The organism is Idiomarina ramblicola (genome assembly GCF_003987255.1).
Lineage (GTDB): Bacteria > Pseudomonadota > Gammaproteobacteria > Enterobacterales > Alteromonadaceae > Idiomarina > Idiomarina ramblicola.
On the sequence record NZ_PIQC01000001.1, the window covers coordinates 661,455 to 685,741 of the forward strand.

Genomic DNA, 24,287 nt, shown 5'->3' on the forward strand with positions numbered 1-24,287 from the left:
CTAAAAAAATAGACGCGTATTATGACATAGATGTTTGCTCAGGCGTAGGTGTCTATATGTCCTGAAGATGAGGTTTCATCGTCATCTGCAAGTTCTTCAACTTCCGTTTGAGCAGATGGCTGGCCTTGCTGCTGGTGTTGCTCATTTTCTTGTCTTTGCTTGTCGCTGTTAACAGTCGAACCTTCTTCTTCATTGACGGCGCGAAGCTCTTTTATCTTTTCAACCTGGTTAATTTTCATTTGCTCACGGGCGTGATCCACAGGCACTCGTGTGTCTTTGGGGATCAGCGGAACCATTGCATCAAAGTTAGCCATTGCTTTTGTCTTACACCTCTTTAGAAGGTTTGTTATTTATTTGACTATACAACCACTGGTCAAATAGTAACCTGATATCGACTGAATAACCAATAAGTTTACTCTTGCATTACATTTCTCAAGTGTTATAGTGCTATACAACTTAACGAAGTACATTTATTTCTTTGGAGCGTTAATCATGCAATTTGTTCACAGCCACCACCATCATCATTGGAACTGTATGGCCTAGCCGTGAACTTAATGTTTGGGCTAGCCGTATAAACGCTAGCCTTTCGATTGACTATACAACCCCCGAAAGGCATTCACTTTCGGGGGTTTTTCATTTTAGGAGCTGTTATGACTGACCGTTTAACCATTGCGATACAGAAATCAGGACGACTGAGTAAAGAATCAATGGCATTGCTGAATGCCTGCGGCGTGAAATTCAGTGTTAATGAAGCGCGTTTAATTGCGCACAGCACCAGTCACCCTATCGACTTACTGCGCGTTCGCGATGATGACATTCCCGGTTTGGTTATGGACGGTGTGGTAGATTTAGGCCTGGTGGGTGAAAACGTGCTGGAAGAAGTGCGTTTAGAACGCATTGCAACCGACTCGGTAGCGGCCTATCAGCCATTACGAGGGCTTGAGTTCGGCCAGTGTCGTTTGTCGCTGGCGGTGCCACGAGAAAGCCAGTATCAGTCACTGCAAGATTTAGACGGCTTAAGAGTCGCGACCACCTACCCTCAGTTGCTGAAGCGTTACCTGAAAGACAACGGCGTAAATGCGCGTACCGTTATGCTGACCGGTTCTGTTGAAGTAGCTCCCCGTGCGGGCCTTGCCGAAGCAATATGTGACTTAGTTTCCACCGGTGCTACGCTGGAGGCTAACGGATTGGTCGAAAAAGACGTGATATTCCGTTCTCAGGCTCAGTTAATACAACGTGCTGACAGCCTGTCAGAAGAAAAGCAGGCCATGATAGACCAGTTGCTGCCACGCATAGACGGCGTGCAAATGGCACGGGAAAGCAAATACATTATGCTGCACGCTCCAAAAGACAAACTGGAGCAAGTGGTGGAGCTATTACCCGGCGCAGAAACACCAACCATTCTGCCGCTCAGCCACACTGATGAACAAGTTGCCGTGCACATGGTCAGCACCGAAAAGCTGTTTTGGGAGACCATGGAAGACCTTAAGTCGATGGGCTGCAGCTCAATACTCGTATTACCTATCGAAAAAATGATGGGGTGATCATGAGTGAATTACGGATACCCATTGAACAATGGCAAAACCTGACGGCGGCGGAGCAAGCTCAGCGCTTAGCACGCCCAGGCCAGGCTCAGGCTGAGTCTTTGCGTGAAAAAGTCGCGGTTATTTTAAGCGACGTGCGTGATAGCGGTGAGCGAGCAGTGCTCAATTATACACGCCAGTTCGATAATCCGAACGCGACGTCATTGCGGTTAGACGATAAGCAAATCCAATCCGCTATTGCCAGCTTAGATGACCATGTGAAACGCGCCATAGACACCGCGTACCAAACGATCTATCGCTTTCACGAAGCGCAACGCCCAGAAGATTTAAGCATTGAAACAGCGCCTGGCGTGCAATGTGAACTGCGTTACGCACCTTTAGACGCCGTCGGTTTATACATTCCCGGGGGCAGCGCAACCTTGCCCTCCACTGCTTTAATGCTGGGTGTACCCGCGCAAATTGCCGGGTGTCAGCGTGTGGTTATGGTCAGCCCGCCAAACCAACAGGGCGAATTACCGGCGGCTTTACTCTACGCGGCTAAGCGTTGCGGCGTAACCGATATTCTCCTGTGTGGCGGCGCTCAGGCGATTGGTGCGCTGGCGTACGGTATAGAGTCATCGCCTGCTGTAGGTAAAGTGTTTGGCCCGGGTAACAGCTTTGTGACCGAAGCCAAACAACAAGTCAGCCAAAATGACAGTGGCTGTGCCATGGATTTACCAGCCGGACCTTCAGAGCTGTTAGTCATTGCTGATGACAGCGCAAACCCCGCTTATGTGGCGGCAGATTTATTGTCACAAGCCGAGCACGGACCCGACTCTCAAGTTATTTTGCTTACACCGTCAATGACAGTAGCCGAAAATGTACGGCAGGAGCTGATTGCACAATGCACTCAGCTAAGTCGCGCCGATATTGCTGAGCAGGCATTGTTGTCAAGCCGTCTGCTGGTGGTAGCCGATATGAATGAAGCCATAACCATTAGCGAAACTTATGCACCCGAGCACCTTTCTATTCAGACGGACAACGCGCGTGAGCTTCTGCCACAGTTAACCCAAGCAGGCTCAGTCTTTGTCGGACATTATACGCCGGAGTCCGGCGGAGACTACGCCACCGGCACCAACCACGTGCTGCCAACTTATGGCTATGCCCGCAATTACAGCAGCCTTGGGCTGGTCGATTTTTACCGTCGTTATACGGTACAGGAAGCCAGCCAAGACGGACTACGCCAGTTAGCAGAAGCCATTACGACTTTGGCTGACGTTGAAGGTTTAGACGCGCACAAACGCGCCGTTACTATTCGTACAGAAACTCAGCGTACGGAGAGTCGTTTATGAGCATTGTTAATCAGTTACAGCGCCAACACCTAAAGCAGCTAACGCCATACGCCTCTGCACGACGTAGCATGAGTGGCGGCAATATCTGGCTGAACGCGAACGAATCGCCGTACAGTAACTCGTACTCGGTTGACGACAGTAAACTTAACCGTTACCCGGAGTTTCAGTCTAAGCCGCTAAATCAGGCCTACGCTGAATACGCCGGAATTGATGCCTCACAGTTGTTAAGCAGCCGTGGTTCAGATGAGGGTATTGAATTACTGATACGAGCTTTTTGTGAACCGGGCCAGGACAAGGTACTGATTTGCCCACCCACTTACGGCATGTATGCTATTTCGGCTAAAACCTTTGCTGTTGGTGTTACTGAGGTTCCTTTGTTGAACAACTGGCAGCTCGATACCGAAGCGGTCATCGAGGCATCCGCTGAGTGCAAGGTCATTTTCCTGTGTTCACCTTCAAACCCGCTGGGTAATGCACTGAATACCGATGATATTGAACAAGTACTGCAACACTCACCACGTTCTATTGTGGTGGTTGATGAAGCCTATATTGAGTTCAGCTCCGGTGACAGCGTTGTTAATTGGCTGGAACGGTACCCCAACCTAGTGGTGTTACGTACTTTATCGAAAGCCTTTGCTCTGGCCGGCATTCGCTGTGGTTTTTTGCTGGCTAACGACGAGATTATTGAGTTACTACAAAAAGTGTTGGCACCTTATCCTTTACCTGATCCGACAGTGCAAATTGCGGTTCATGCTTTGCAGACAAGTTCGCTTGAACGACTTCAGCAACAGGTAGCCAGCTTACTGTCCGAGCGAACCCGAGTGCAAAAGAATCTAGAGCAAACACCACTGACCCTAGTATCGGAAAGTGACACAAACTTTTTACTGTATGAGTGTGAAGATGCCGCTGATTTAGTGAAAGCACTTGCCGATAACGGCTTGTTAGTACGTAACCAGTCGGCACAACGTGGCCTGGACAACGTTGTTCGCATAACCATTGGTAACGCAGCCGAAAATGACGAACTGATTCAACAGTTAAAGGATTATTTTTCATGAGCCAGAAGCCTATTCTATTTATCGACCGTGACGGAACATTGGTCGAAGAGCCAACCACGGACAAGCAACTGGACAGCGTTGAGAAGCTGGTGTTTGAACCGAACGTGGTACCGGCTTTGCTAAAACTGCAACAGGCCGGTTACCAGTTGGTCATCGTGTCCAACCAGGATGGCCTCGGCACAGACAGTTTCCCGCAGGCCGATTTTGATGCGCCCCACAATTTAATGATGTCGGTGTTTGAGTCGCAGGGTATTCGTTTTGACGATGTTTTGATCTGCCCTCACTTTGACAGTGACAACTGCAGTTGCCGTAAACCTGCGCTTGGGCTGGTAAAGTCGTACCTGAAAGAGGGTCGCGTCGATTTCACGAATTCCTACGTTATAGGCGACCGTGAAACCGACCTGCAACTGGCCGAGAATATGGGTATTGAAGGCCTGCGTTACAGCCGCACCGAACTCAACTGGGATGCCATTGTTCACCAATTACTGGACAACCCACGTACCGCTTCGGTTACCCGTACGACCCGGGAAACGGACATCAACATTAAGGTGGATTTAGACAGCCAGGCACCGCGCGAATTTGATACCGGCATTGGCTTTTTTGACCACATGCTTGAGCAAATAGCTACGCACGCAGGTTTCTCGCTTTCGGTTAAGGTTAAAGGTGACTTACACATTGACGATCACCACACCATTGAAGACACTGCTCTGGCGTTGGGTCAGGCATTACGCTCAGCGCTTGGCGATAAGCGCGGTATTGGCCGCTTTGGTTTTGCTCTGCCTATGGATGAATGCCGGGCGGAATGTCTGATCGATTTATCCGGACGCCCTTACTTAAAGTGGGAAGCGGATTTCACCCGCGACAAAGTCGGCGAGTTATCCACCGAGATGGTTGAGCACTTTTTCCGCTCATTAACCGACGCTATGGCAATGAGCCTTCACTTGTCGACCACCGAGGGTAATACCCACCACCAGGTCGAGAGCCTGTTTAAGGTGTTTGGCCGGGCACTGCGTCAGGCCATGACCAAAACCGGAGACCAACAGCTGCCGTCAAGTAAGGGGATGCTGGCATGAGTGTGGTGATTGTCGATACCGAGTGTGCCAATCTGACGTCGGTTCGTTTTGCGGTGGAACGTCTGGGGTATTCGGTGCTTATTACCGATGATGTTGAAAAGATAAGGTCAGCTGACCGCGTTATTTTACCCGGCGTGGGTACTGCGGCGGCGGCAATGCGTAACTTACAACGTAAGCAATTAGTTGAGCCACTGCGTGAATTAACCCAGCCGGTGCTGGGTATTTGCCTGGGCATGCAGTTATTGACCTCACACTCAGAAGAAGGTGACGTTGACTGTCTTAATCTCATCCCGGCTCAAACCAAGCGCCTACCGCAATGTGGTTTACCTTTGCCGCACATGGGCTGGAATACGCTGCAGCCCACCGCTGACAACCCGCTAGTCGACGATCAAGACAGTTATTGCTACTTCGTACACAGTTTTGCGGTAGCAGTGGATGAGTACACTATTGCCAGCAGTGAATATGGTGAACGCTTTGCCTCAATGATACGCCACAACAATTATTTTGGTGCGCAGTTTCATCCCGAGCGCTCTGGCAAAACCGGCGAAGCCCTGTTAAAACGTTTTCTGGAGTTAGAGTTATGCTGATACCTGCCCTGGATTTAATCGACGGTAAAGTTGTGCGCCTGTATCAGGGCGACTTTGCCCAAAAAACTGAATTTGACTTAACCCCACTGGGTCAGGCCCAACTTTATGCTGAAGCCGGTGCCGAATGGCTGCACCTGGTTGATTTGGACGGCGCTAAAGACCCTGAGAAACGTCAGCAGCAACTGCTGGCTAAACTGGCATCTGCATCGGGAATGAAGTGCCAGGCCGGCGGCGGAATACGCACTACAGCGGATCTTGAAACCTTATTTGAAGCCGGTATTGAGCGCGCGGTCATTGGCTCAACCGCCGTTAACCAGCCAGAGAAAGTGACACGTTGGTTTGAAATGTACGGTGCGGAGAAAATTGTGCTGGCACTCGATGTCAATATTAACCAAGACGGGAACGCCATGGTCGCTACCCACGGCTGGCAACAAGCCAGCACACATACGTTAGACGACATTCTGAATCGCTACCTTGATTTAGGCTGTCGCCATGTACTGTGCACCGACATCAGCAAAGACGGCACCATGAAAGGCACCAATGTTGAGCTGTATCAGCGCTACAAACAGCTGTACCCGCAAGTGGTCTGGCAGGCATCCGGTGGTGTCAGTTGTTTAGACGACCTGACCGATTTAAAAGCTGTTAACTGTGACTCGGTCATTCTGGGTAAGTCCTTACTTACCGGCGCTTTCACTATGCAGGAGGCATTAGAATGCTGGCAAAACGCGTAATACCTTGCCTAGACGTTCGTGACGGTCAAGTGGTTAAAGGGGTTAAGTTTCGTAACCATGAAATTATTGGTGACATTCTGCCGTTAGCCAAACGCTATGCAGAGAGCGGTGCCGACGAGTTGGTGTTTTATGACATTACCGCATCGGCAGATGGCCGTACGGTGGATAAGTCCTGGGTTGAACGAGTTGCCCGGGAAATCAATATTCCGTTTACCGTTGCCGGCGGTATCCGCTCCATTGAGCATGCTCAGACCATGCTGTCTATGGGAGCCGATAAAATTTCGATTAACTCGCCTGCCCTGCTTAATCCAGATTTAATTAATACTCTGGTTGAGGAGTTTGGTCAGCAGTGCATCGTTATTGGCATCGACAGCTTTTATAACGATCAGTCTGGCGAATACGAAGTCCACCAGTTTACCGGCGATGAAAGCAAATCACGTAAATCGGCATGGCAGACAAAAGACTGGCTGCAGGAAGTCATTTCCCGTGGCGCCGGTGAAATAGTACTGAACTGTATGAATCAGGACGGTGTGCGCAAGGGTTATGATATCGAGCAGTTATCGGCGTTGCGGGGCTTTTGCTCGGTGCCTTTAATTGCCTCTGGCGGTGCGGGCGATATTCAGCACTTTGTTGATACCTTTAAAATAGCGCAGGTTGACGGTGCTCTGGCTGCTTCTGTGTTTCACAAGAACCTGTTTAGTATCAGTGATGTCAAAACCGCAATGGCGGCCAATAAGATTGCCGTTCGCCCGATTGAAGCACTTCAGGAGACGACATGAAAATTGATTTCAATAATATAGACCAGCTTGCCTGGGAGAAAATGTCGGGCCTACTGCCCTGCACGGTACAACACGCTTTAACCGGTGAAGTACTGATGCAGGCCTATATGAACGCTGACGCTGTGAAAGAGAGTTTATCAACCGGCAAAACGACGTTTTACAGCCGCAGTAAAGAGCGTTTATGGACTAAAGGCGAAAGCTCGAAAAACTACCTTCAGCTTGAAGGTATTTTTTCGGACTGCGATAACGACGCATTATTAGTTCATGCTTTGCCCGACGGACCCACCTGCCACTTAGGCACCCGCAGTTGCTTTGCGGACGCTCCCAAGCCTTTACTGCAAGAGCTGGATGCGCTCATTGCCAGTCGTAAAGGTGCGGATGCCAGTAAAAGCTATACCGCCAGCCTGTTCGCTAAAGGCTTAAAGCGGGCTGCGCAAAAGGTGGGAGAAGAAGGCGTTGAAGTTGCATTAGCAGCAGCCACCGAAGACAAAGACGAACTAGTGAACGAAAGTGCCGACTTACTCTATCACTTGCTGGTTGTGCTGCAAGCCAGCGAACTTAGCCTGGAAGACGTACTAGAGGTACTAGCTAAGCGTCGCGGTTAAGCGGCGCTATTGAGTTGTTCGCGGAAGTGCTTACGTTCGTATTTGCGGGATACGCGGCGTAAGCGCAGTGACAACAGGACCGCCGCGACACTTAAACCACTGATAAAGCCAATCCAGAAGCCCGCAGCGCCCATGGCCGGCACCACCCAATCGGTTCGTCCCAGAATAAAGCCCACCGTTAAACCAAATGGCCAGTAAGAAATAAAAGCCAATATCATCGGGTACTTGGTGTCTTTGTAGCCACGCAGGGTACCAATCGAAATTGCCTGGAAAGTGTCTGAAATGGTAAAGATAGCGGCCAGCCCCATTAGAGTCGCTGCCAAATTGATAATGCCCGTGTCCGGGGTATAGAGACTGGCTAACCAGCCGCCGCCCAGGTACATAATCAAGCCGTTAACGGCCGCAAAAACGCCACCGAATAACATGGCGATTTTAAAGCTTAACATGGCATTCTTCGGGTCACCTGCTCCCAACGCAAAACCTACCCGTAAAGTCACCGCCATAGAGATACTCAGTGGCACCATATACACCAGTGAACTAATGTTCAGTGCAATTTGGTGGGCAGAAACCACCGTTGGCCCCAGCGGGGCGATCAACAAAGCCACCGCCGCAAACAAACTGACTTCGAAAAAGAGCGACATAGAGATAGGAAAGCCAATACGAATAACGTAAGTAACATCATCCCAGTTGGGGCGATACCAACGCCGTAGCAACCTTAGTCGTTTGTAGCGCTTGGCAGTAAAGGTATAAATCGCCATAGAGAAAGCCATGCCCCACAGCACAATTGCTGTAGCAAGACCGCAGCCTGCACCACCAAGCTCTGGCATACCAAACTCACCATAAACAAAAATGTAGTTTGCCGGTATGTTGATGAGTAAGCCGATAAAACCAATGATCAGCGATGGCATGGTGTTCGACATACCCTCGCAGAAGTTTCTCAATACCGCGTAAATAACAAAGCCGGGGATCCCCCAGGCTATATAGAAGAGGTAATCCAGCGTAATGGCCCGAAAATCGTCTTCAACTTCCATAATGTCTAACAACCAGGGGGCTGATGACATTCCCACAAGGGTTATGACGCCAACAATAGCGCAAGCGTATAAGCCCTGTTGCAGTATGTTGGCAACGCGCCGGTGTGAATTGGACCCATCGAGATGAGAAATGATGGGAGCCAACGCTAAAGCCAGGCCAAACACCAATAAAGTTGCGGGTACAAAAATACTACTGCCGACAGATACCGCAGCCAGATCTACTGCCCCTTTACGCCCGGCCATAACGGTATCAACCACACTCATTAACATTTGAGTTAATTGAGCAACCAGAATAGGACCGGTCAGCTTAGCCAGTTTGCGACATTCGCCTTTATTATTACTCCACCAGTTCACTCGTTTTCATTCTCTGGGTTAGGGTTAATTTCTTAAAAACCGTAAAATACGCTCATTTACGTCAGCCGGGTGGGTTAATGGCCCCATGTGGCCTGCGGCAACGGATTCTCTTTCAACATCAGGTAAAACCGTGGATAACGCTTCCGCAACCGCGTTGGCGCTGCGCCGAGTGTGCTTACCTTGTAATAACAGTACTTTTTGTTCAACACCACTATAATCAGCTAATCGCCGCGGTTCATTAAGCAAGGCATCAAAATCCAAAGCAACCTTGTCGGCCTGACTCACCATAAGCTGCTGAATACGTTCCGGCAAAGCATCGAAATAACCGGCATCGTTCCAGTAGTCAACAAAGGTGCGAGTGCATTCTATAGCATCTCTACCATGCATCGCCTGACTAATGTCCTGAATTTCCAGCATACCAGGAGAGTCATCCGGCAATACATGAAAAGCAACTGGCTCATAAAGAACGACAGCCGCTATTTTAAATGGTTTTTCTAAAGCCAGCTTTAACGCAACCGCGCCACCATAGGAATGGCCAACTAATTGAACCGGCTGCGACAAACTCAGGTTTTTAACCGCGGAGATAATACGAGGTAACTCCTGCTCCAGTCGAAAGTTTGCAGTAAACTCAACGTTAGGCGCCTGCCCGTAGCCGAGTAGATCAACTGCGATAACGAAGTGACTGGCAACCAGATCCTTGACTAACGCACGCCACTGAGAACTGGCACTTTGAGAGCTGTGCAACAAAACCACAGGTGGGTTTTGTTGCTCGCCAAATAAATGGATTCCTGATTCTAATTCAGACATAGCTTCACTTTAAGATAAACTGACACCGACAAACTGACCGATACCATAACCGGCAGCTAATAGTAAGACGGCAAAGGTTGTTAATACACCAATGGTTCTTGGCAGACTAACACCCACACTGCGGGTCAATCCGACGGCATGACACAGGCGGGCAATAACCAGAGCAATGCCTAAACCGTGTAATAAGCCTAGAGGTGCGTTCTGAACTTCCATCATAGCAAAGAGAATAAGAGCCAACGGCACATACTCAATAAAGTTGCCATGAATGCGTACGGCGGCTTCCAGATCCGGTGCTTCACCGGTACCAATACCGACTCTGTGCTTCCAGCGTAAGCGTATAATACGCGCCGCCAGGGCAAGGTAAATTAACGTCAATACGCCAGCATAAAAACCAGTAATTGTAAGTTGAGTTGTCACTTGCTGCCCCTTATTTTTTATTTGTTAGTCGGCTTCATCAAAAAAGGCTCACCATGTGAGCCTTTTGCTAAACCGGTTATTTTCTAAGCAAGTCGCCAAGCTGCTCACTGACTTTGTCGACAGGCTGCGTACCATCAATTTTGTGGTACTCGGTTTTACCTTCTTCAGACAGCTTCTGATAATACTCTACTAAAGGTTCTGTCTGCTCATGGTAAACCGACAGTCGTTTACGAACGGTCTGTTCCTGGTCGTCCGGACGAATGACAAGCTCTTCGCCGGTTTCATCATCTTTGCCATCCACTTTCGGTGGGTTGTGCTCAACATGATAAACGCGGCCTGAGCCTGGGTGAACACGACGACCACTCATACGCTCAACGATGATCTCATCCGGAACATCAAATTCCAGCACATAATCAATTTCAATACCGTTGTCGCGCATTGCATCAGCTTGTGGAATCGTTCTTGGAAAGCCGTCAAGCAAAAAGCCGTTTTGGCAGTCTGGCTCAGCAATTCGCTCTTTAACCAACTCGATAATGATATCGTCAGACACCAATTGCCCGGCGTCCATAACTTGCTTGGCTTTTTTACCCAGATCCGACCCTGACTTGATTGCTGAGCGCAACATATCACCAGTGGAAATTTGAGGGATTCCGAAAGTATTCATCAGGAACTGTGCCTGAGTTCCTTTTCCAGCTCCCGGGGCGCCTAACAAAATAATGCGCATAGAAAACCTCTTTGTATGATTCAAAAGTCTGCCCCGAACTTTACCCTGACAGGCGGGGTATTACAAGCTCAGAAAGCCGCTGCAGGCAACGAGTTACCGACAGCGGCAGACCTGAAATTAAGCGTTAAGCATTAATTTGTTAAGACGAGTGACAAAGGAGGCAGGGTCTTTTAAGTTCCCTCGCTCCGCCAGAGTCGCCTGATCTAATAACACCTCAGCCCATTCTTTAAAGGTATCATCTTCTTTGGTCAGCATGCGCTGAACCAACGGGTGCTCTGGGTTTATTTCAAAGATATATTTGGTTTCAGGAACCGGCTGACCAGCGGCTTCCATTAACTTAGCCATTTGCGTACTCATATCGTTATCGTCTGTAATGATACAAGCCGGAGAATTGGTTAAGCGATTTGTCACACGAACTTTCTTCACCTTCTCACCCAGCGCTTTTTCAAATCGCTCCAGGTTATCTTTAAAGGCTTCTTCCGCTTTTTCCTGTTCCTCTTTATCTTCCTCGTCGTCCAGTTCGCCAAGGTCAAGATCGCCCCGAGTCACGGACTGTAGTTGCTTCTCTTTAAACTCGGTCAGATGGCTCATCAACCATTCATCAATGCGCTCTGAAAGCAGCAGTACTTCAATGCCTTTCTTATTAAAGATTTCCAGCGCAGGGTTATTTCTGGCGGCTTCGTAGCTGTCAGCAACAATGTAGAAGACTTTATCCTGACCTTCTTTCATGCGCTCAATGTAGTCATCCAGGCTCACCGACTGAACCGCGCCGTCGTTATGCGTTGAGGCAAAACGTAACAGCTCAGCGATGCGTTCACGGTTCGTGTGATCTTCCGCCGGACCTTCTTTCAGCACATTACCAAAGGTATCCCAGAACTGTTGATACTGTTCTTTATCGTCTTTTGCCAGCTTCTTCAGCATTTGCAGTACTTTTTTGGTACTGCCGTTACGCATCGCACGGGTAATTTTATTATCTTGCAAAATTTCACGCGAAACGTTCAGCGGCAAGTCGTTTGAATCGACCAGTCCGCGTACAAAGCGAAGATAAGTCGGCATTAACTGTTCAGCGTCGTCCATAATGAATACTCGCTTCACATAAAGCTTAACGCCGTGCTGTTGCTCGCGGTTCCATAAATCCCACGGAGCCCGCTTTGGAATGTACAGCAAGTTGGTGTACTCGGTGGTGCCTTCAACTTTGTTGTGGCTCCACAGCAGTGGTTCATCAAAGTCGTGCGCTACCGTTTTGTAGAACTCTTTGTATTCTTCATCAGTAATGTCTGACTTCTCACGAGTCCAGAGAGCCTGACCTGAGTTTACGGTTTCCCATTCGCCGGGCTGCCCTTCCACTTTATTGCCTTCGTCGTCTTCTGACTCAGGTACCGGTTCTTTCCACATTTGAACCGGGATACTCAGGTGCTCTGAATATTTGTTGATAATGCCACGCAGACGGTTTTCATCTAAGAACTCATCGGCATCGTCTTTCAGGTGCAGAATAATATCCGTACCACGGCGGGCTTTATCAATTTCAGCGATTTCGAACTCGCCTTCGCCTTGTGAGCGCCACTCTACTCCGCTCGCATTCTTTTCTAATGCCGGACGGGTTCTAACTGTGACTTCATCAGCCACGATGAAAGCAGAATAAAAACCGACACCAAACTGGCCAATTAACTTACTGTCTTTGGCGTCATCGCCGGACAATTGACCGAAGAACTCGGCTGTGCCTGACTTAGCGATAGTACCCAGGTTGTTCATGACATCGTCACGGGTCATACCAACGCCGTTGTCGCTGATAGTAATGGTGCGGCTGTCTTTATCAACAGACACACGAACATGAAGATCACTATCGTCACCGTACAGGGAGTTGTCGCTTAAGGCTTTAAAGCGCAATTTATCCGCTGCGTCTGACGCATTTGAGACCAGTTCGCGTAAGAAGATTTCTTTATTGGAATACAGAGAATGAATCATCAGGTGAAGCAATTGTTTTACTTCTGTCTGAAATCCATGTTTTTCCATTTGACCGGCTTCCGCCATAGTATATTTCTCCTGCTGTTATTACCTATGCCAATAACAATGGGGGCGCAGGAGACATTTTCAAGTCATCGGGAAAATTGTTTTCGTCCGCTGAAGGCATGACCTAATGTGGTTTGATCGACATAACCCAGCTCACCGCCTACTGGCACTCCGTGAGCGATACGCGTGGTATTAATATTCTGTTGTGCCGCAATATCCGCAATATAGTGTGCGGTCGCATCACCCTCAACGGTCGGGTTCGTTGCCAGAACAATCTCTTCAACCGGTTCACTTTGCAGTTGCCGCTCAAGCTCATCCAGACCAATATCCGCCGGGCCGATGCCGTCCAGCGGCGACAAATGCCCCATCAATACGAAGTAGCGTCCCTGAAACTGAGAAGTTTGTTCAATGGCTAAGACATCGGCGGGTGTTTCCACAACGCACAATACGCCGTTCTCACGCCGCATCGGGTTATTGCAAATTCGACACAGTGGCTCTTCAGTTAAGGTCCGGCAACACTCGCAGTGACCCACTTTTTCAACAGCGGACTGCAAAGACTCAGCGAGCCTTGAGGCTCCGCCGCGATCACGCTCAAGCAAATAAAACGCCATACGCTGTGCTGACTTTTGGCCAACACCCGGTAGACGTTTTAAATTATCAACAAGCTGATCAATTGCCGGACTGATACTCATGATGACCTGACGACTTAAAAAGGCATCTTAAAGCCAGGAGGCAAGCCCATGCCGCCAGTGATCTCTGACATACGCTCTTTACTGGTTTCTTCAACCCGGCGTACGGCATCATTCGTCGCGGCTGCAATCAAATCTTCCAGCATTTCCTGGTCGTCTTCCATTAGGCTTGGGTCGATACTAACGCGCTTTACGTTGTGGTTTCCCAACATGGTGATCTTCACCAAGCCAGCACCGGCTTCACCGGTGACTTCCATGTTCGCGACTTCTTCCTGGGCTTGCTGCATGCGCTCTTGCATTTGTTGCGCCTGCTTCATCATGTTACCCATTCCACCTTTAAACATAGTTTTATTCCTCGTTTAAGCTTCTAAAAATTAACGCGCCTGAATTGATGACTCATCAATTTGCGCTTGAAATCGTTTCTGCAACTCCCGCACACCGGTATCCGCCTGCAATATTTCACAAGCACGTTGATGTCGGTATTCATTAATATGTTGCTGCACCATAAGAGGGGTTGGTTGAGTCGGCACGCCGACGTTAAACTCGACCCTGGCGGTCGCCCCTAATAATCCGGCCAAAGACTCTCTGACGGCCTGACTGGTCGATTCGTTCAATAAACTTTTTTGTTCCTCTGCAACCAGAATGAGCCAGTCATCCTCTCCGGCTTTCTGCAACTCGGAGTTCAACAATACCTGACGAGCCAGTCCGGAAATGTCCATACCCGCTATCATCGCGCTCCATTTATCAATTTCAGCAGCTTCCCGGATATCATCATTCAATTCAGGAAACGGATAATCAATTGCGCCGGACCTGGTTTCAGTTACTTGTTCTTCAAATTGGGGGCTTTGCTGGAGACCTGAGTCTGTATTGTCTTCTTCACTCGACTCAGTACCCAATTCAGCTTTCTTCGGCGCAATGAACTCACTAACCGCTGGCGTATCTACCGACTGACTATTTTTGTCGGGATTTTTTTTTTCAGCCAGTTGCTCCCGCACACGCAGCAGATCGGACACACCGGTATCCTGTTGAGGAGGCTCAGTTGTCTGCTCTTCAGTATGATAAGAGGGAGGTTCATCATCGTAGGTATTCTGTTCTTCTTCCGGCTCGGGATAACTAAACTCCGGCTCCGGTTCTTGCACGGTTTCCTCTAATTCAGAACCCGTAAGTTCTGAATCTGGAACTTCGGCCGACCGGGACGAGCTTAATGCCTCAATATCATTATGATCGGCGCTTTCCTCGGGGCGGAAACACAGCAAACGTAACAACGTCATTTCCAGTCCACTGCGGGCATCAATGGCAAAAGCTTGTTCCCGACGCCCTTCCAATACAATACGGTAAAAAACCTGGATCAATTCAGCCGGCATACGCCGTAAGAGTGGCTTAAGAACGTCGCCATTTTCGAAGGCATTCGCCGCGCCAGGTACCTGCTGAACTAATGCTAACTGATGCAATAAGCTTTGCAGCTCAACCAATACTGAGCTGAGATCCGGTACCATAGAGACCATGCCATCAATACGCTGCATGACCGCTTCTGCATCACCATCAAGTACACAATCAAGCAGTGCAGCAATGTCTGCCACAGGAACATTTCCCAGCATCCGCCTAACACTATCAATACTAACCGAACCACCACCTTGTGCTATTGCCTGATCGGTCAGGCTCAACGCATCGCGCATGCTGCCACGGGCGGAACGAGCTAATAAAGGCAGCGCCTCTGAATCCGCCTGAACTTGCTCCTGAGCAAGAACATAGCTGAGCTGTTGCGTTATATCATCGTTCGATAAGGCTTTTAGATTAAACTGCAGGCAGCGTGACAAAATAGTCACCGGCAACTTTTGAGGATCGGTTGTCGCTAAAAGAAACTTAACGTGTTCGGGTGGCTCTTCCAATGTTTTCAGCAACGCATTAAAGCTGTGCCGGGATAACATATGCACTTCATCAATTAGATAAACTTTATAGCGGCCGCGAGTCGGACGATACTGAACATTATCGAGTAATTCTCTTGTATCTTCGACTTTTGTTCTCGATGCGGCATCGATCTCCAACAAGTCGACAAATCGTCCCTGCTCAATCTCAAGGCAGGCACTGCATTGCCCGCAAGGGGTTGCCGTAATGCCTTGTTCGCAGTTAAGTGCCTTGGCTAATATCCGTGCAATGGTGGTTTTTCCCACCCCTCGTGTACCAGTGAACAAATAGGCATGGTGCAACCGCTGCTTATCAAGCGCATGCTCAAGTGGTTTCAGAACATGTTGTTGACCAACGACTTCGGCAAACTGCGAAGGTCGCCATTTTCTTGCCAGTACCTGATAACTCATAGGGCGGATTCTTAACTCTGTCTCTTTAGAACTGACATAAGGTATAGCATGCAACGCCAGCCTGCTGCAATTTATCTTCACCACCTAACTCAGGTAATGACACGACAAATGCTGCTTCGATAACGTCAGCACCAAGGGATGTGATCAACTGATTGGCTGCAATAACTGTCCCGCCGGTTGCCAACAAGTCGTCAACAATCAATACGCGGTCGTTCATCGTCAATGCATTTTCGTGCATTTCCAATTGGTCAGAACCGTACTCAAGCTGATAACTTTGGCTTACGACTTTGCCTGGCAATTTCCCTGGCTTTCGAAGAAGTGTTACTCCGCAACCCATGGCATAGGCTAACGCGGAACCAAAAATAAAACCGCGGGCTTCAATGGCTGCAATTTGAGTAATTCCCAACTGGCTGTAACGCTGCTTTAAGAGCTTAATGGCGGACCGAAACGCATCCGGGTCTTGCAACAAAGGGGTAATATCCCGAAAGATAATTCCCGGCTTGGGATAGTCCCTAATGGCACCAATTGAGTCCCTAATATCCGTTACAGTTGACTCCATCTTCTCACTCTCGTCATTAGGCAACAAGGCGCACCGCCCACGCTTTTAACGTATCAACCAGAAAATCTTGCTGGAGAGGTTTTGCAAGACATTGCGTTGCCCCTGCTTTTAATGCTTTAGGCTCTATTTCAACCAGATCCTGAGTTGACATGAACAGTAATGGGCTATGCCGATAGGCATCAAGCTCACGCAGGTTTTTCAACAATGACAAGCCGTCCATCACCGGCATTTTATGATCGAGCAGGACGATATCAAAATACGATTGTTTCGCCTTACTCAAGCCATCGAGACCATCGCATGCAAAGGTTACATCGAAACCAAGCGGCTCTATCGCATTACTTATCGATTGGCGAGTTTTGTCTTTATCCTCTACAACGAGCAAAGAGACTGACATAAATGTCGTTTACCTGATAGTTAATGAGGATTTAATTAGGCAGAAAAAAGCTGAGCTAAGCGTAAAACTAATGGCAAACAGCCAGCAATTAAAAATAAGACGACCGCGATGAGCAAAAATCTTTTGCCCGCAGGTTCTTTAAAGGTTTCTGATGACATAACTTTTACCCCTCGATGAAATCGAAACCGATCATACTCGATCCTTTACAACGATAAAAGTTGAATTCAATTCTTTACTGTTAATATTAACTGCTGCTTTGCAAATTGGTTTATTGTCTGCATTGCACCTTGCTGCAGCTGCTCCGCTGGCCACTGTGGAAGCAGTTCTGGTAAACGTTCGAGAAAGGCTTTGAATTGAATACCCTGTTGACTCTGTAGCTCGGTTACAAGCAGATAGGTCATCGCATTGATGCGAATAAAACGAACCTTCCCACCACTATCACGAAAAACAACCAAAAAGCGCGGTTCTGACAAGGGTTCACAAGGTTGGAATTGCTCGCTTATCTCATCAACAGGGTACTGATATGACGCTACTAATGCCGTTGGATTAAGTCCAATAGTGTGCTCTTGGCTGAGCTCTTCTGTAAGGCAAACATAACTCTCAGGCCAGAGTTTTTGCTCTACTGACAGCTCTGCCCATTCGTAATGAGCCAGTTCAGCAGCAAAAACTTGCAGCTCTTCATTTGACTGCAAGTAGTCAACAAAATTCTTTGCTATTCCGGTAAAGTAAGGAGAGTCAGAGGAAAAGTTCCGAAAAAATCGCTCTTTAGTTTCAGACCATTGGTTGGCATCTGACAGCTTACTCAGTACAGGGAAAGCGCTATCAATAAAACGAAAAATGTTATTACGTAAAAGTCGTTGGTAAACAGCTAGCCTGCGAGGCTCAATGTCTTTCAGCCAAGTTTCATCGGCAATTTTTTGTGGATCTTTTAACTGCTCGACAAAGCGGGCTTGAATTTTTTTGAACGTCATTTTACGCGTGTCGCTCTTGTATCACTTTAATTTGACCCAACTCTTGGTTCAATTCGTCCAATGAAGGGAAATTAAAGTCTCTTTCCAGTAGTGTCGGATAAACACCGTGTTGTCCATACGCATAATCCAGAAGTTCAAACACTTGCTCTTTAACCTCAGCACCATGGGTATCGACATAAAGATCATCATATTCTTCGTGATGCCCTGCTATGTGCCCGTAAATAATTCGCTCTGAAGGCAGTCCAGCAATAAATTCATAAGGATCATAACGATGATTAACGCTGTTCACAAAAACGTTGTTAACATCCAGAAGAAGCTTACAGTTGCTTGATTCAAGCACTTGCTTGATAAACTCAAGCTCGGTTAGCTCTGGAGCAGGACTGGCATAATAAGATACGTTTTCGAGTATCAACGGTTGTCCGAGAAGAGTTTGGACATCCCTTATCCTCGAGCTGACATGGGAAACGGCGTCTACCGTAAAAGGTATTGGCAGCAAGTCGTACAGCTGACCATTGTGAGAGCAGTAACTTAAGTGCTCACTATAAATTTCAACGTCAAATGCTTTCAAAAACTGCTTCACGTCTTTTATAAACGCGCTATCAAGAGGATCCTGACTACCAATAGAAAGTGATAGCCCGTGGCTCGTTAATTGATAGTTCTCGGCAACTCTAGCCAGTTTATCTAAACGCTGACCTTTAAAAGGTATCCAGTTTTCCGGGGCAAGCTCAAGAAAGTCCGCGTTAATATCTCCCGCTAATGCGGCATCCAGTAACTCATTTCTTAATCCTAAACCAATTGAATTAGGTTTCATTTTGCCCCCAAGAAAACAAAAACCCGACACTGTGGTCGGGTTTTACTGTGCAGTCATAACAAAAAGCGATTAATCTAAATCAATGCCTTTTCGTTCTGCTGTCGACTTTATGTAACCCTTCCAGCTACGAGCACTACGACGTTGACCGTCAAAGGTAGCGGCTTCATCAACATAACGCATTGCCTGGCGATAGTCACCACCATAGAAATACGCTTCTGCTAAGGACATATAAACGCGACCTTCTTCACTACGCTCTAAATAGTCCAGAGCTTTTTTCAAAGGATCCGTTGCCGCAATATACTGTTCATTCAACAGCATCAAGTTGCCTTGTTTGCGGTAATATTCACCTTTGTTGTCATCATCGCTAGCGGCTTCTGCTGCACGCTGATACCAGGAAACTGCTTTATCAAGCGATTTTGCCCGATGAAAACTATTAGCCATACTGGCATAGTTTTTAGCAGTCCCTTCAATATCTCCAGCTTCTACATGCTTTTCCATAGTGGTAGCGGCTTTATATGGAACACCTTCGTTATCATACAATTGAACCAGCATTTTATACTGACTCTCAGTATCAAGGTATCCGGCCATATAGGCTATTTCCATGGTTTGAAGAGATTTTGCTAAATTTTCTTCCAACATGTAAAACTGAGCTAGCTGAGCCCACCAGGTTGTTACTGCTGGTAGTTTGTTCAAACCTTCTTCAAGAACGTCTATCGCCTGAGGATACATCTTACGTTCATAGTAAGATGCCATCATCAGCGTGTAGACATTTTTTTCAGGCTTCTCAGCTGCTTGCAAAGATGCTTCAGCGAAAGGAATAATTTCCTCGAAGTTCTTCATCTGATAGTGCGCATTAGCCATATACAAGAAAACTTGAGGATCACGCTCACCTGTGAATTGAACCCACTTTTTAAGGTATTCAAGGCTCTGCTCATAATTCTCTTCCTGCAAGCTAATTTGCCCGACAAGTTTCAGCGCCGCGGCTTGATCACTCCAACCGAGCACATCTTGATCAACAGAATCTTTCAAGACTCGCAGAGCATCTGACAGACGTTCATCTGCTGCATAAAGGTTACCAAGGAAACGGCCTAGATAAGCAGAATCATACCCGTCGCTCGGGTCTTGATCTTCAAGAACTAGTATCGCTTCCTTGATTTTTTCTTCTTCATACAGGTCGAACGCATCCATAATGGCGCGACCGATGCTTTGCGATGCTGCTTTATTGTCTCGAGCGTCTTTCTGCGCCTCAACAGTGTCTTCGTCCGGAATGTTAAAGCCAAGGTCCTGGGCCGAAGCCTGGGACGTTGTCATCGACATAACCGAAACGAAAGCCAGGGCACTAACAAATGTTTTTAATGTATATTTCATTTCTTAGTTCCCATCCATTGTGAAGTCGAGCTGAACGGTCATGCCTTCCTGACGAATAGGCTTACCGTCAACAATCTTAGGCTTATACTTCCAACGCAATAACGCGCGGCGTGCCTCTCGATCGAAAACTCGACGAGGTTCAGAATCAATGACTTCAACGTCAGTTACACCACCTTGTTCATCGATAGTGAAGCGCAGTTGTACCCAACCTTCTGTGCCATTTCGGGCAGCAGATGGCGGATAACGCGGTTCAATACGAACGATTGGTGTTGCGTCACCGTCAGAACTTAAACCTCCACCAGGACCTGAAAGTCCGGTATCAGCTCCACCAACATCAACATCAAAACCCATGTTCATGTTCATGCCACTGTCTGATGTATCTGGTTCAGACTGTGGTGTTTCTGGTGGTTGCTCCGGTGGCGGCGGTGGCGGCGGCGGAGTACGCCGACGCTCCTGAACGTCAGACTCAGGTGGCGACGTTACGATGTCAATAACCGGAGATGGAGGCGGCGCTTCGTTGCGCTGCGCTCCTCCGCCGATTAAGTAAGCCATGAAAGCAAACAGAGCAAACGTAACGGCGGCACCTAGTAGTAAAGATACTAAAAAGCGCACCATATTAGTTATTCTCCGCAGCTATGGATATCTGATCGATACCCGCTTCCTTAACCTGATCCATAACTTCAACAACGACACCATGCTCAGCTTTCGTGTCTGCCTGGATAACAACAACATCAGTTGGCTGTTCGGCAAGCATACGTTCGATGTTCGCGCCTACGCGTTCAACATCCACTTGACGTTTATCCATCCAAACCTCACCGGTATCGCGAATAGCGATAAAGATGTTAGCTGAAGGCTCCTTGGTCGTATTATTAGCTTCAGGCTTATTGACCTGAATACCAGCTTCTTTGACGAATGAGGTCGTTACGATAAAGAAGATCAACATAATGAACACGATGTCAAGCATCGGCGTCATGTCAATCGACGCATCTTCCTCTTCTCGATTACGATTACGTGCCATAATTTTACTCTCTTAGTGATGTGGCAAACTGTCAATAAGGCCTTCTTTCGCTCTGCGCACTTTACTTTCAAGACGTGTCGCGAAAAACATACCGGATAATGCTGCAACCATTCCCGCCATCGTCGGGATTGTTGCCATCGAAATACCCGATGCCATCAGACGAGGGTTACCCGTCCCTTGCACTGCCATGATTTCAAACACTGTAATCATACCTGTCACGGTACCCAGCAGCCCGACCAGCGGACATAAGGCAACACAAGTTTTTATCAACAGAATACGTGCATTCAGTTTATCGTTCGCTTCGGAAATCCATGCTTCACGGATTCTATGGGCGTACCATGAGGTGGTGTCCTTACGGGCATCCCATTTCGCAATAATCTCGTTGCGAAATTTAGGGAAAGCACCTGTAAGATACCAATAACGCTCAATCATCAGTACCCACATTAGAAAGAGCACCCCCATGACGATGTACAAGACATCGCCACCGGTAGCCAGAAAATCCCTGATAGATTCCCAAAGTTCCATCAGGTAAAGCATGGGTTACTCCTTCTCCGAATGCGAGGCTACGATACCCGCTGCTTGCTCGTCCAGAATATGAACAATAGACTTGCCGCGAGAAGCCACAATACTGTGAGCCAAAATCAATGGAATAGCTGCAATCAGACCCATAGCCGTTGTTACCAACGCCATAGAGATGTCGCCTGCCATGATCTTAGGATCACCAGTACCAAACAGTGTAATTGACTGGAAGGTACCAATCATACCGACAACTGTACCTAATAGACCAAGCAATGGTGCGATAGCCGCTAAAATCTTGATGACATTAATGCCACTTTCGATTCTAGGCGTTTCGCGCAGAATTGCCTCATCTAATTTTAATTCCAGGTTTTCTGGATCGGCATTCTTATTCTCATGGTAAACTTGCAAGATACGGCCTAATGCGTTGTTATCTTTAGGCTTATCAGCATTTTTCAACTGAGAGCGGATTTTTCCTGCTGCCGTTGTCAATGTAACCAATTTGAATACAGAAATTAGCAGACCAAGAATTAATACTGCGGTAATAACATAACCGACAGTATCACCTTGGTGATAATGCTCTTCTAGTGTCTTTTTGCCAGTTAACAAGCTAAGAATCTGACCTTTTGAAGGATCAAGGAATACACCTTCATAACCTTCGTCGGTATTAGCAAATTCTTCAGCTTGTGAAGTTGCGCTACCCTGAGGTTGACGACCTAACGGCTGAACTTGCTCCGTTGTGTCGTTGTATACCAGGTATTGTTCGCCAGAAATAAGGTTAAACGTACCGACACGAACCACTTCACGGGTTTCACTACCACCGTCAAGCAACGTTACTTCGGTATCAAACTTAACCACTTTACCTGATTCAACCATTTCAGTCAGAAGTGCTTTCCAAAGCTCTTCAAGCTCTTCCAAAGTAGGAAGTTCTTTAGCTTCAGATAAGCTTTCCAGCACATCTTCACGACCCGGGTATTGCGCACTAACGATTGACGTTGCGACGCGACCAATAGTTTCTGTCGCAGCACCACGTACAACACCGAACATTTCACCTAAGGTGCCCTTGGCATTCTCAAGTTCTTGTTCTTTGTTCGCGAGGTCAACTTCGTTTTCAGAAAATTCTTCCTGTAAACGTTTGCCACGAGCCTTTTCTTCTTCTAACTGCTGCTCAGCGCGATTAAGCAAAGCCTGCTTATCGGCACGGGCAGCCGTAAACTCACGCTCACGTTCAGCGTTCAGTTCACGAGAAGAAACACGATTTTTCTCAACAAGCTGCAGCAGCTCGTCAAGGTTCTTAGCTTCAGATTGATCCTGAGCTTGAGCAGCGAGAGTCGTACCGGCAGAAAGGGTGACTGCTGCTGCAATCATTAACGATTTAACTAATTTATTCATTCTGCACTCTCCGCTGCGAATACTGGAAGTTTCACCAGATCGTAAGCAAGTTGCTTACGTGACATACGAATCGCTTGGGTCAGAGGACGGATAAACTCGTCTTCCAAAGCAGTCCACTCATCGGTTTCGTTGTTGTAGATCCAAGCATTTTTCAAGTCCAGAGACTGAGCTAAGAAAGCAACACGACCCATGTGGAAATAATCGACAGCAACTTCCTTACCATCAACTTCCAGGTTGCCCTGATAAGAAATCAAACCTGAACCGTAGTCCATTTCAGTTTGATAAGCTTCAATGATTTGACGAAATTGCTCTGATGTAGAAACACTTGAGCTGTCCATGATGTCACGCAGACGCTCAACACGATCCATACGCTTTTCGCGGTGAATTGGAATATCCAATTTCACAAACTGCTCAAGCGAGTCGATCATTTCATACATCAAAGGAACAACGCCCTGTTTGGTGCGTTCAATTCCGTTGATTTGATTCTGCAGAGACTCAAGCGTCGCGTTCTGGTCATTAACCAAACGCTGAACGTGGTCGTTATAGACTTTCAAGTTCTCGTACTCAGCAACCACTGAGCGATACTCGATAAGAAGGTCTTGGCTCTGCTCGAACAAAGAGTTGATTTTTTCTTGCGACTGTTCGTCGGCGTTCAAAATCTTTTGCTCTTCGTTTTGTAGCTTAGCTACATCTACTTGCTGTGCAGCGGCAACGCCGGTGCCAGCAAACGCCATCACACCCATCAGGGTTGCAGCGAGTTTGGTTCTTTTGATTACTTTGGTCATAGTTCCCAACCAATTTGACTTAACTTCCGCTTCAACGCCTAAGGCGCGAAACACCAGTTGTTTGAATGACGAAAAGATCTAGTTCTACCCTTTATTATTATTGCCAAAATACAGCAATATCAACGAATACTCCCACGATGACTATACGCTGTCAACCAAGTAAACTGAGTCAACCGCGCTATAGCTTTCGCTTTATATCCAGTGTAGAACACGGATCTGGAGTCGCGTAATTTCCAGATATTTTCTTGGACAACATCCTGTCGTCAACTCATTTCACACCCTAAGTATAGATACATATTTACCTAACTTTGGATATTACTCCTACCAGAATAGTATCACTTTTTGATCGACGAACAACACTGACTTTTGAATTTCAACGTTTTTTAAACAACTAATTGATGAACCTATATTCAATAGCAGA

28 protein-coding genes are annotated in these 24,287 nt (G+C 47.5%); 8 read left to right on the forward strand and 20 right to left on the reverse strand.

What is annotated here, in order from left to right; translation table 11 throughout:
* Positions 1-38: 38 nt before the first annotated feature.
* Positions 39-314: a hypothetical protein gene (locus CWI78_RS03265; RefSeq protein WP_126780190.1), complete on the reverse strand. Its 276-nt coding sequence runs from the start codon at positions 312-314 to the stop codon at positions 39-41.
* A gap of 336 nt (positions 315-650) precedes the next feature.
* On the opposite strand from CWI78_RS03265, the gene hisG reads away from it, so the two are divergent.
* Genes hisG through hisIE form a run of 8 tightly spaced genes read left to right on the forward strand, consistent with a single transcriptional unit; the run spans position 651 to position 7,705 of the window.
* Positions 651-1,544 (forward strand): ATP phosphoribosyltransferase, encoded by an 894-nt coding sequence (hisG, locus tag CWI78_RS03270; protein ID WP_126780192.1) that lies wholly within the window; start codon positions 651-653, stop codon positions 1,542-1,544.
* Between the two features lie 2 nt (positions 1,545-1,546).
* On the forward strand, positions 1,547-2,875 hold the full coding sequence (gene hisD / locus CWI78_RS03275) for a histidinol dehydrogenase (RefSeq protein WP_126780194.1): 1,329 nt from the start codon (positions 1,547-1,549) through the stop codon (positions 2,873-2,875).
* A complete protein-coding gene (gene hisC, locus CWI78_RS03280) occupies positions 2,872-3,930 on the forward strand; it encodes a histidinol-phosphate transaminase (RefSeq protein ID WP_126780195.1) in 1,059 nt (352 codons plus the stop codon). The genes hisD and hisC overlap by 4 nt, the downstream gene beginning before the upstream one ends.
* Positions 3,927-5,003 (forward strand): bifunctional histidinol-phosphatase/imidazoleglycerol-phosphate dehydratase HisB, encoded by a 1,077-nt coding sequence (gene hisB / locus CWI78_RS03285; RefSeq protein ID WP_126780197.1) that lies wholly within the window; start codon positions 3,927-3,929, stop codon positions 5,001-5,003. The genes hisC and hisB overlap by 4 nt, the downstream gene beginning before the upstream one ends.
* Entirely contained in the window at positions 5,000-5,590 is a 591-nt protein-coding gene (gene hisH / locus CWI78_RS03290; protein WP_126780199.1) for an imidazole glycerol phosphate synthase subunit HisH, read from the forward strand. Before hisB ends, hisH begins: the two co-directional genes overlap by 4 nt.
* Complete coding sequence (hisA, locus tag CWI78_RS03295; RefSeq protein ID WP_126780201.1) at positions 5,584-6,321, forward strand: 1-(5-phosphoribosyl)-5-[(5-phosphoribosylamino)methylideneamino]imidazole-4-carboxamide isomerase; 738 nt, start codon at positions 5,584-5,586, stop codon at positions 6,319-6,321. The genes hisH and hisA overlap by 7 nt, the downstream gene beginning before the upstream one ends.
* Positions 6,303-7,100, forward strand: a complete 798-nt coding sequence (gene hisF, locus CWI78_RS03300) for an imidazole glycerol phosphate synthase subunit HisF (RefSeq protein ID WP_126780203.1) — start codon at positions 6,303-6,305, stop codon at positions 7,098-7,100. The genes hisA and hisF overlap by 19 nt, the downstream gene beginning before the upstream one ends.
* Positions 7,097-7,705: a bifunctional phosphoribosyl-AMP cyclohydrolase/phosphoribosyl-ATP diphosphatase HisIE gene (gene hisIE, locus CWI78_RS03305; protein WP_126780205.1), complete on the forward strand. Its 609-nt coding sequence runs from the start codon at positions 7,097-7,099 to the stop codon at positions 7,703-7,705. Before hisF ends, hisIE begins: the two co-directional genes overlap by 4 nt.
* Here the strand turns inward: hisIE and CWI78_RS03310 are convergent.
* The 19 genes from CWI78_RS03310 to CWI78_RS03395 all read right to left on the reverse strand — a co-directional run bounded on the left by CWI78_RS03310 (position 7,702) and on the right by CWI78_RS03395 (position 23,866).
* On the reverse strand, positions 7,702-9,090 hold the full coding sequence (locus CWI78_RS03310) for an MATE family efflux transporter (protein WP_126780207.1): 1,389 nt from the start codon (positions 9,088-9,090) through the stop codon (positions 7,702-7,704). The two genes, hisIE and CWI78_RS03310, sit on opposite strands and share 4 nt — an antisense overlap.
* A gap of 24 nt (positions 9,091-9,114) precedes the next feature.
* Positions 9,115-9,897 carry an alpha/beta fold hydrolase gene (locus tag CWI78_RS03315; protein WP_126780209.1) on the reverse strand — a complete coding sequence of 261 codons (783 nt, stop codon included), beginning with the start codon at positions 9,895-9,897 and terminating at the stop codon, positions 9,115-9,117.
* Between the two features lie 9 nt (positions 9,898-9,906).
* The gene (locus CWI78_RS03320) at positions 9,907-10,314 is read right to left on the reverse strand and encodes an MAPEG family protein (protein ID WP_126780211.1); all 408 of its coding nucleotides are present in this window, start codon (positions 10,312-10,314) and stop codon (positions 9,907-9,909) included.
* Between the two features lie 76 nt (positions 10,315-10,390).
* Positions 10,391-11,038, reverse strand: coding sequence for an adenylate kinase (gene adk, locus CWI78_RS03325; protein ID WP_126780213.1), 648 nt, complete (start codon positions 11,036-11,038; stop codon positions 10,391-10,393).
* 117 nt (positions 11,039-11,155) lie between these two features.
* A complete protein-coding gene (htpG, locus tag CWI78_RS03330) occupies positions 11,156-13,069 on the reverse strand; it encodes a molecular chaperone HtpG (protein WP_126780215.1) in 1,914 nt (637 codons plus the stop codon).
* A 65-nt stretch (positions 13,070-13,134) separates the two neighbouring features.
* Positions 13,135-13,740 carry a recombination mediator RecR gene (gene recR / locus CWI78_RS03335; RefSeq protein ID WP_126780217.1) on the reverse strand — a complete coding sequence of 202 codons (606 nt, stop codon included), beginning with the start codon at positions 13,738-13,740 and terminating at the stop codon, positions 13,135-13,137.
* Between the two features lie 14 nt (positions 13,741-13,754).
* Positions 13,755-14,081: a YbaB/EbfC family nucleoid-associated protein gene (locus tag CWI78_RS03340; protein WP_011235080.1), complete on the reverse strand. Its 327-nt coding sequence runs from the start codon at positions 14,079-14,081 to the stop codon at positions 13,755-13,757.
* Between the two features lie 30 nt (positions 14,082-14,111).
* Complete coding sequence (gene dnaX, locus CWI78_RS03345; protein WP_126780219.1) at positions 14,112-16,052, reverse strand: DNA polymerase III subunit gamma/tau; 1,941 nt, start codon at positions 16,050-16,052, stop codon at positions 14,112-14,114.
* Between the two features lie 25 nt (positions 16,053-16,077).
* Entirely contained in the window at positions 16,078-16,611 is a 534-nt protein-coding gene (locus tag CWI78_RS03350; RefSeq protein ID WP_126780221.1) for an adenine phosphoribosyltransferase, read from the reverse strand.
* 16 nt (positions 16,612-16,627) lie between these two features.
* Complete coding sequence (locus CWI78_RS03355; protein WP_126780223.1) at positions 16,628-17,005, reverse strand: response regulator; 378 nt, start codon at positions 17,003-17,005, stop codon at positions 16,628-16,630.
* A gap of 35 nt (positions 17,006-17,040) precedes the next feature.
* Entirely contained in the window at positions 17,041-17,163 is a 123-nt protein-coding gene (locus CWI78_RS12990; RefSeq protein ID WP_276567874.1) for a hypothetical protein, read from the reverse strand.
* Between the two features lie 66 nt (positions 17,164-17,229).
* Positions 17,230-17,976, reverse strand: a complete 747-nt coding sequence (locus CWI78_RS03360) for an HvfC family RiPP maturation protein (protein WP_126780225.1) — start codon at positions 17,974-17,976, stop codon at positions 17,230-17,232.
* A gap of 1 nt (position 17,977) precedes the next feature.
* Complete coding sequence (locus CWI78_RS03365) at positions 17,978-18,787, reverse strand: HvfB family MNIO-type RiPP peptide maturase (protein ID WP_126780227.1); 810 nt, start codon at positions 18,785-18,787, stop codon at positions 17,978-17,980.
* Between the two features lie 69 nt (positions 18,788-18,856).
* Positions 18,857-20,155: a tetratricopeptide repeat protein gene (locus tag CWI78_RS03370; RefSeq protein ID WP_126780229.1), complete on the reverse strand. Its 1,299-nt coding sequence runs from the start codon at positions 20,153-20,155 to the stop codon at positions 18,857-18,859.
* Positions 20,156-20,158: 3 nt separating this feature from the next.
* Complete coding sequence (locus CWI78_RS03375; RefSeq protein ID WP_126780240.1) at positions 20,159-20,770, reverse strand: energy transducer TonB; 612 nt, start codon at positions 20,768-20,770, stop codon at positions 20,159-20,161.
* 1 nt (position 20,771) lies between these two features.
* Positions 20,772-21,173: an ExbD/TolR family protein gene (locus tag CWI78_RS03380; protein WP_126780241.1), complete on the reverse strand. Its 402-nt coding sequence runs from the start codon at positions 21,171-21,173 to the stop codon at positions 20,772-20,774.
* Between the two features lie 12 nt (positions 21,174-21,185).
* Positions 21,186-21,710 (reverse strand): MotA/TolQ/ExbB proton channel family protein, encoded by a 525-nt coding sequence (locus CWI78_RS03385; protein WP_126780243.1) that lies wholly within the window; start codon positions 21,708-21,710, stop codon positions 21,186-21,188.
* Positions 21,711-21,713: 3 nt separating this feature from the next.
* Positions 21,714-23,081 carry a MotA/TolQ/ExbB proton channel family protein gene (locus tag CWI78_RS03390; protein WP_126780245.1) on the reverse strand — a complete coding sequence of 456 codons (1,368 nt, stop codon included), beginning with the start codon at positions 23,079-23,081 and terminating at the stop codon, positions 21,714-21,716.
* Positions 23,078-23,866, reverse strand: coding sequence for a DUF3450 domain-containing protein (locus CWI78_RS03395; RefSeq protein WP_208642025.1), 789 nt, complete (start codon positions 23,864-23,866; stop codon positions 23,078-23,080). The genes CWI78_RS03390 and CWI78_RS03395 overlap by 4 nt, the downstream gene beginning before the upstream one ends.
* Positions 23,867-24,287 lie beyond the last annotated feature (421 nt).

Excerpts from the sequence above, each read along its gene's own strand:
- hisA (WP_126780201.1), top strand. The coding sequence starts at position 5,584 with ATGCTGATACCTGCCCTGGATTTAATCGACGGTAAAGTTGTGCGCCTG.
- CWI78_RS03355 (WP_126780223.1), bottom strand. The coding sequence starts at position 17,005 with ATGTCAGTCTCTTTGCTCGTTGTAGAGGATAAAGACAAAACTCGCCAA.
- CWI78_RS03315 (WP_126780209.1), bottom strand. The coding sequence starts at position 9,897 with ATGTCTGAATTAGAATCAGGAATCCATTTATTTGGCGAGCAACAAAAC.
- hisH (WP_126780199.1), top strand. The coding sequence starts at position 5,000 with ATGAGTGTGGTGATTGTCGATACCGAGTGTGCCAATCTGACGTCGGTT.
- hisB (WP_126780197.1), top strand. The coding sequence starts at position 3,927 with ATGAGCCAGAAGCCTATTCTATTTATCGACCGTGACGGAACATTGGTC.
- CWI78_RS03390 (WP_126780245.1), bottom strand. The coding sequence starts at position 23,081 with ATGAATAAATTAGTTAAATCGTTAATGATTGCAGCAGCAGTCACCCTT.
- CWI78_RS12990 (WP_276567874.1), bottom strand. The coding sequence starts at position 17,163 with ATGTCATCAGAAACCTTTAAAGAACCTGCGGGCAAAAGATTTTTGCTC.
- hisF (WP_126780203.1), top strand. The coding sequence starts at position 6,303 with ATGCTGGCAAAACGCGTAATACCTTGCCTAGACGTTCGTGACGGTCAA.
- CWI78_RS03265 (WP_126780190.1), bottom strand. The coding sequence starts at position 314 with ATGGCTAACTTTGATGCAATGGTTCCGCTGATCCCCAAAGACACACGA.
- recR (WP_126780217.1), bottom strand. The coding sequence starts at position 13,740 with ATGAGTATCAGTCCGGCAATTGATCAGCTTGTTGATAATTTAAAACGT.
- CWI78_RS03365 (WP_126780227.1), bottom strand. The coding sequence starts at position 18,787 with ATGAAACCTAATTCAATTGGTTTAGGATTAAGAAATGAGTTACTGGAT.
- adk (WP_126780213.1), bottom strand. The coding sequence starts at position 11,038 with ATGCGCATTATTTTGTTAGGCGCCCCGGGAGCTGGAAAAGGAACTCAG.
- CWI78_RS03350 (WP_126780221.1), bottom strand. The coding sequence starts at position 16,611 with ATGGAGTCAACTGTAACGGATATTAGGGACTCAATTGGTGCCATTAGG.
- CWI78_RS03360 (WP_126780225.1), bottom strand. The coding sequence starts at position 17,976 with ATGACGTTCAAAAAAATTCAAGCCCGCTTTGTCGAGCAGTTAAAAGAT.
- CWI78_RS03340 (WP_011235080.1), bottom strand. The coding sequence starts at position 14,081 with ATGTTTAAAGGTGGAATGGGTAACATGATGAAGCAGGCGCAACAAATG.
- CWI78_RS03375 (WP_126780240.1), bottom strand. The coding sequence starts at position 20,770 with ATGGTGCGCTTTTTAGTATCTTTACTACTAGGTGCCGCCGTTACGTTT.
- CWI78_RS03380 (WP_126780241.1), bottom strand. The coding sequence starts at position 21,173 with ATGGCACGTAATCGTAATCGAGAAGAGGAAGATGCGTCGATTGACATG.
- hisG (WP_126780192.1), top strand. The coding sequence starts at position 651 with ATGACTGACCGTTTAACCATTGCGATACAGAAATCAGGACGACTGAGT.
- CWI78_RS03370 (WP_126780229.1), bottom strand. The coding sequence starts at position 20,155 with ATGAAATATACATTAAAAACATTTGTTAGTGCCCTGGCTTTCGTTTCG.
- htpG (WP_126780215.1), bottom strand. The coding sequence starts at position 13,069 with ATGGCGGAAGCCGGTCAAATGGAAAAACATGGATTTCAGACAGAAGTA.
- hisC (WP_126780195.1), top strand. The coding sequence starts at position 2,872 with ATGAGCATTGTTAATCAGTTACAGCGCCAACACCTAAAGCAGCTAACG.
- dnaX (WP_126780219.1), bottom strand. The coding sequence starts at position 16,052 with ATGAGTTATCAGGTACTGGCAAGAAAATGGCGACCTTCGCAGTTTGCC.
- CWI78_RS03385 (WP_126780243.1), bottom strand. The coding sequence starts at position 21,710 with ATGCTTTACCTGATGGAACTTTGGGAATCTATCAGGGATTTTCTGGCT.
- hisD (WP_126780194.1), top strand. The coding sequence starts at position 1,547 with ATGAGTGAATTACGGATACCCATTGAACAATGGCAAAACCTGACGGCG.
- CWI78_RS03395 (WP_208642025.1), bottom strand. The coding sequence starts at position 23,866 with ATGACCAAAGTAATCAAAAGAACCAAACTCGCTGCAACCCTGATGGGT.
- hisIE (WP_126780205.1), top strand. The coding sequence starts at position 7,097 with ATGAAAATTGATTTCAATAATATAGACCAGCTTGCCTGGGAGAAAATG.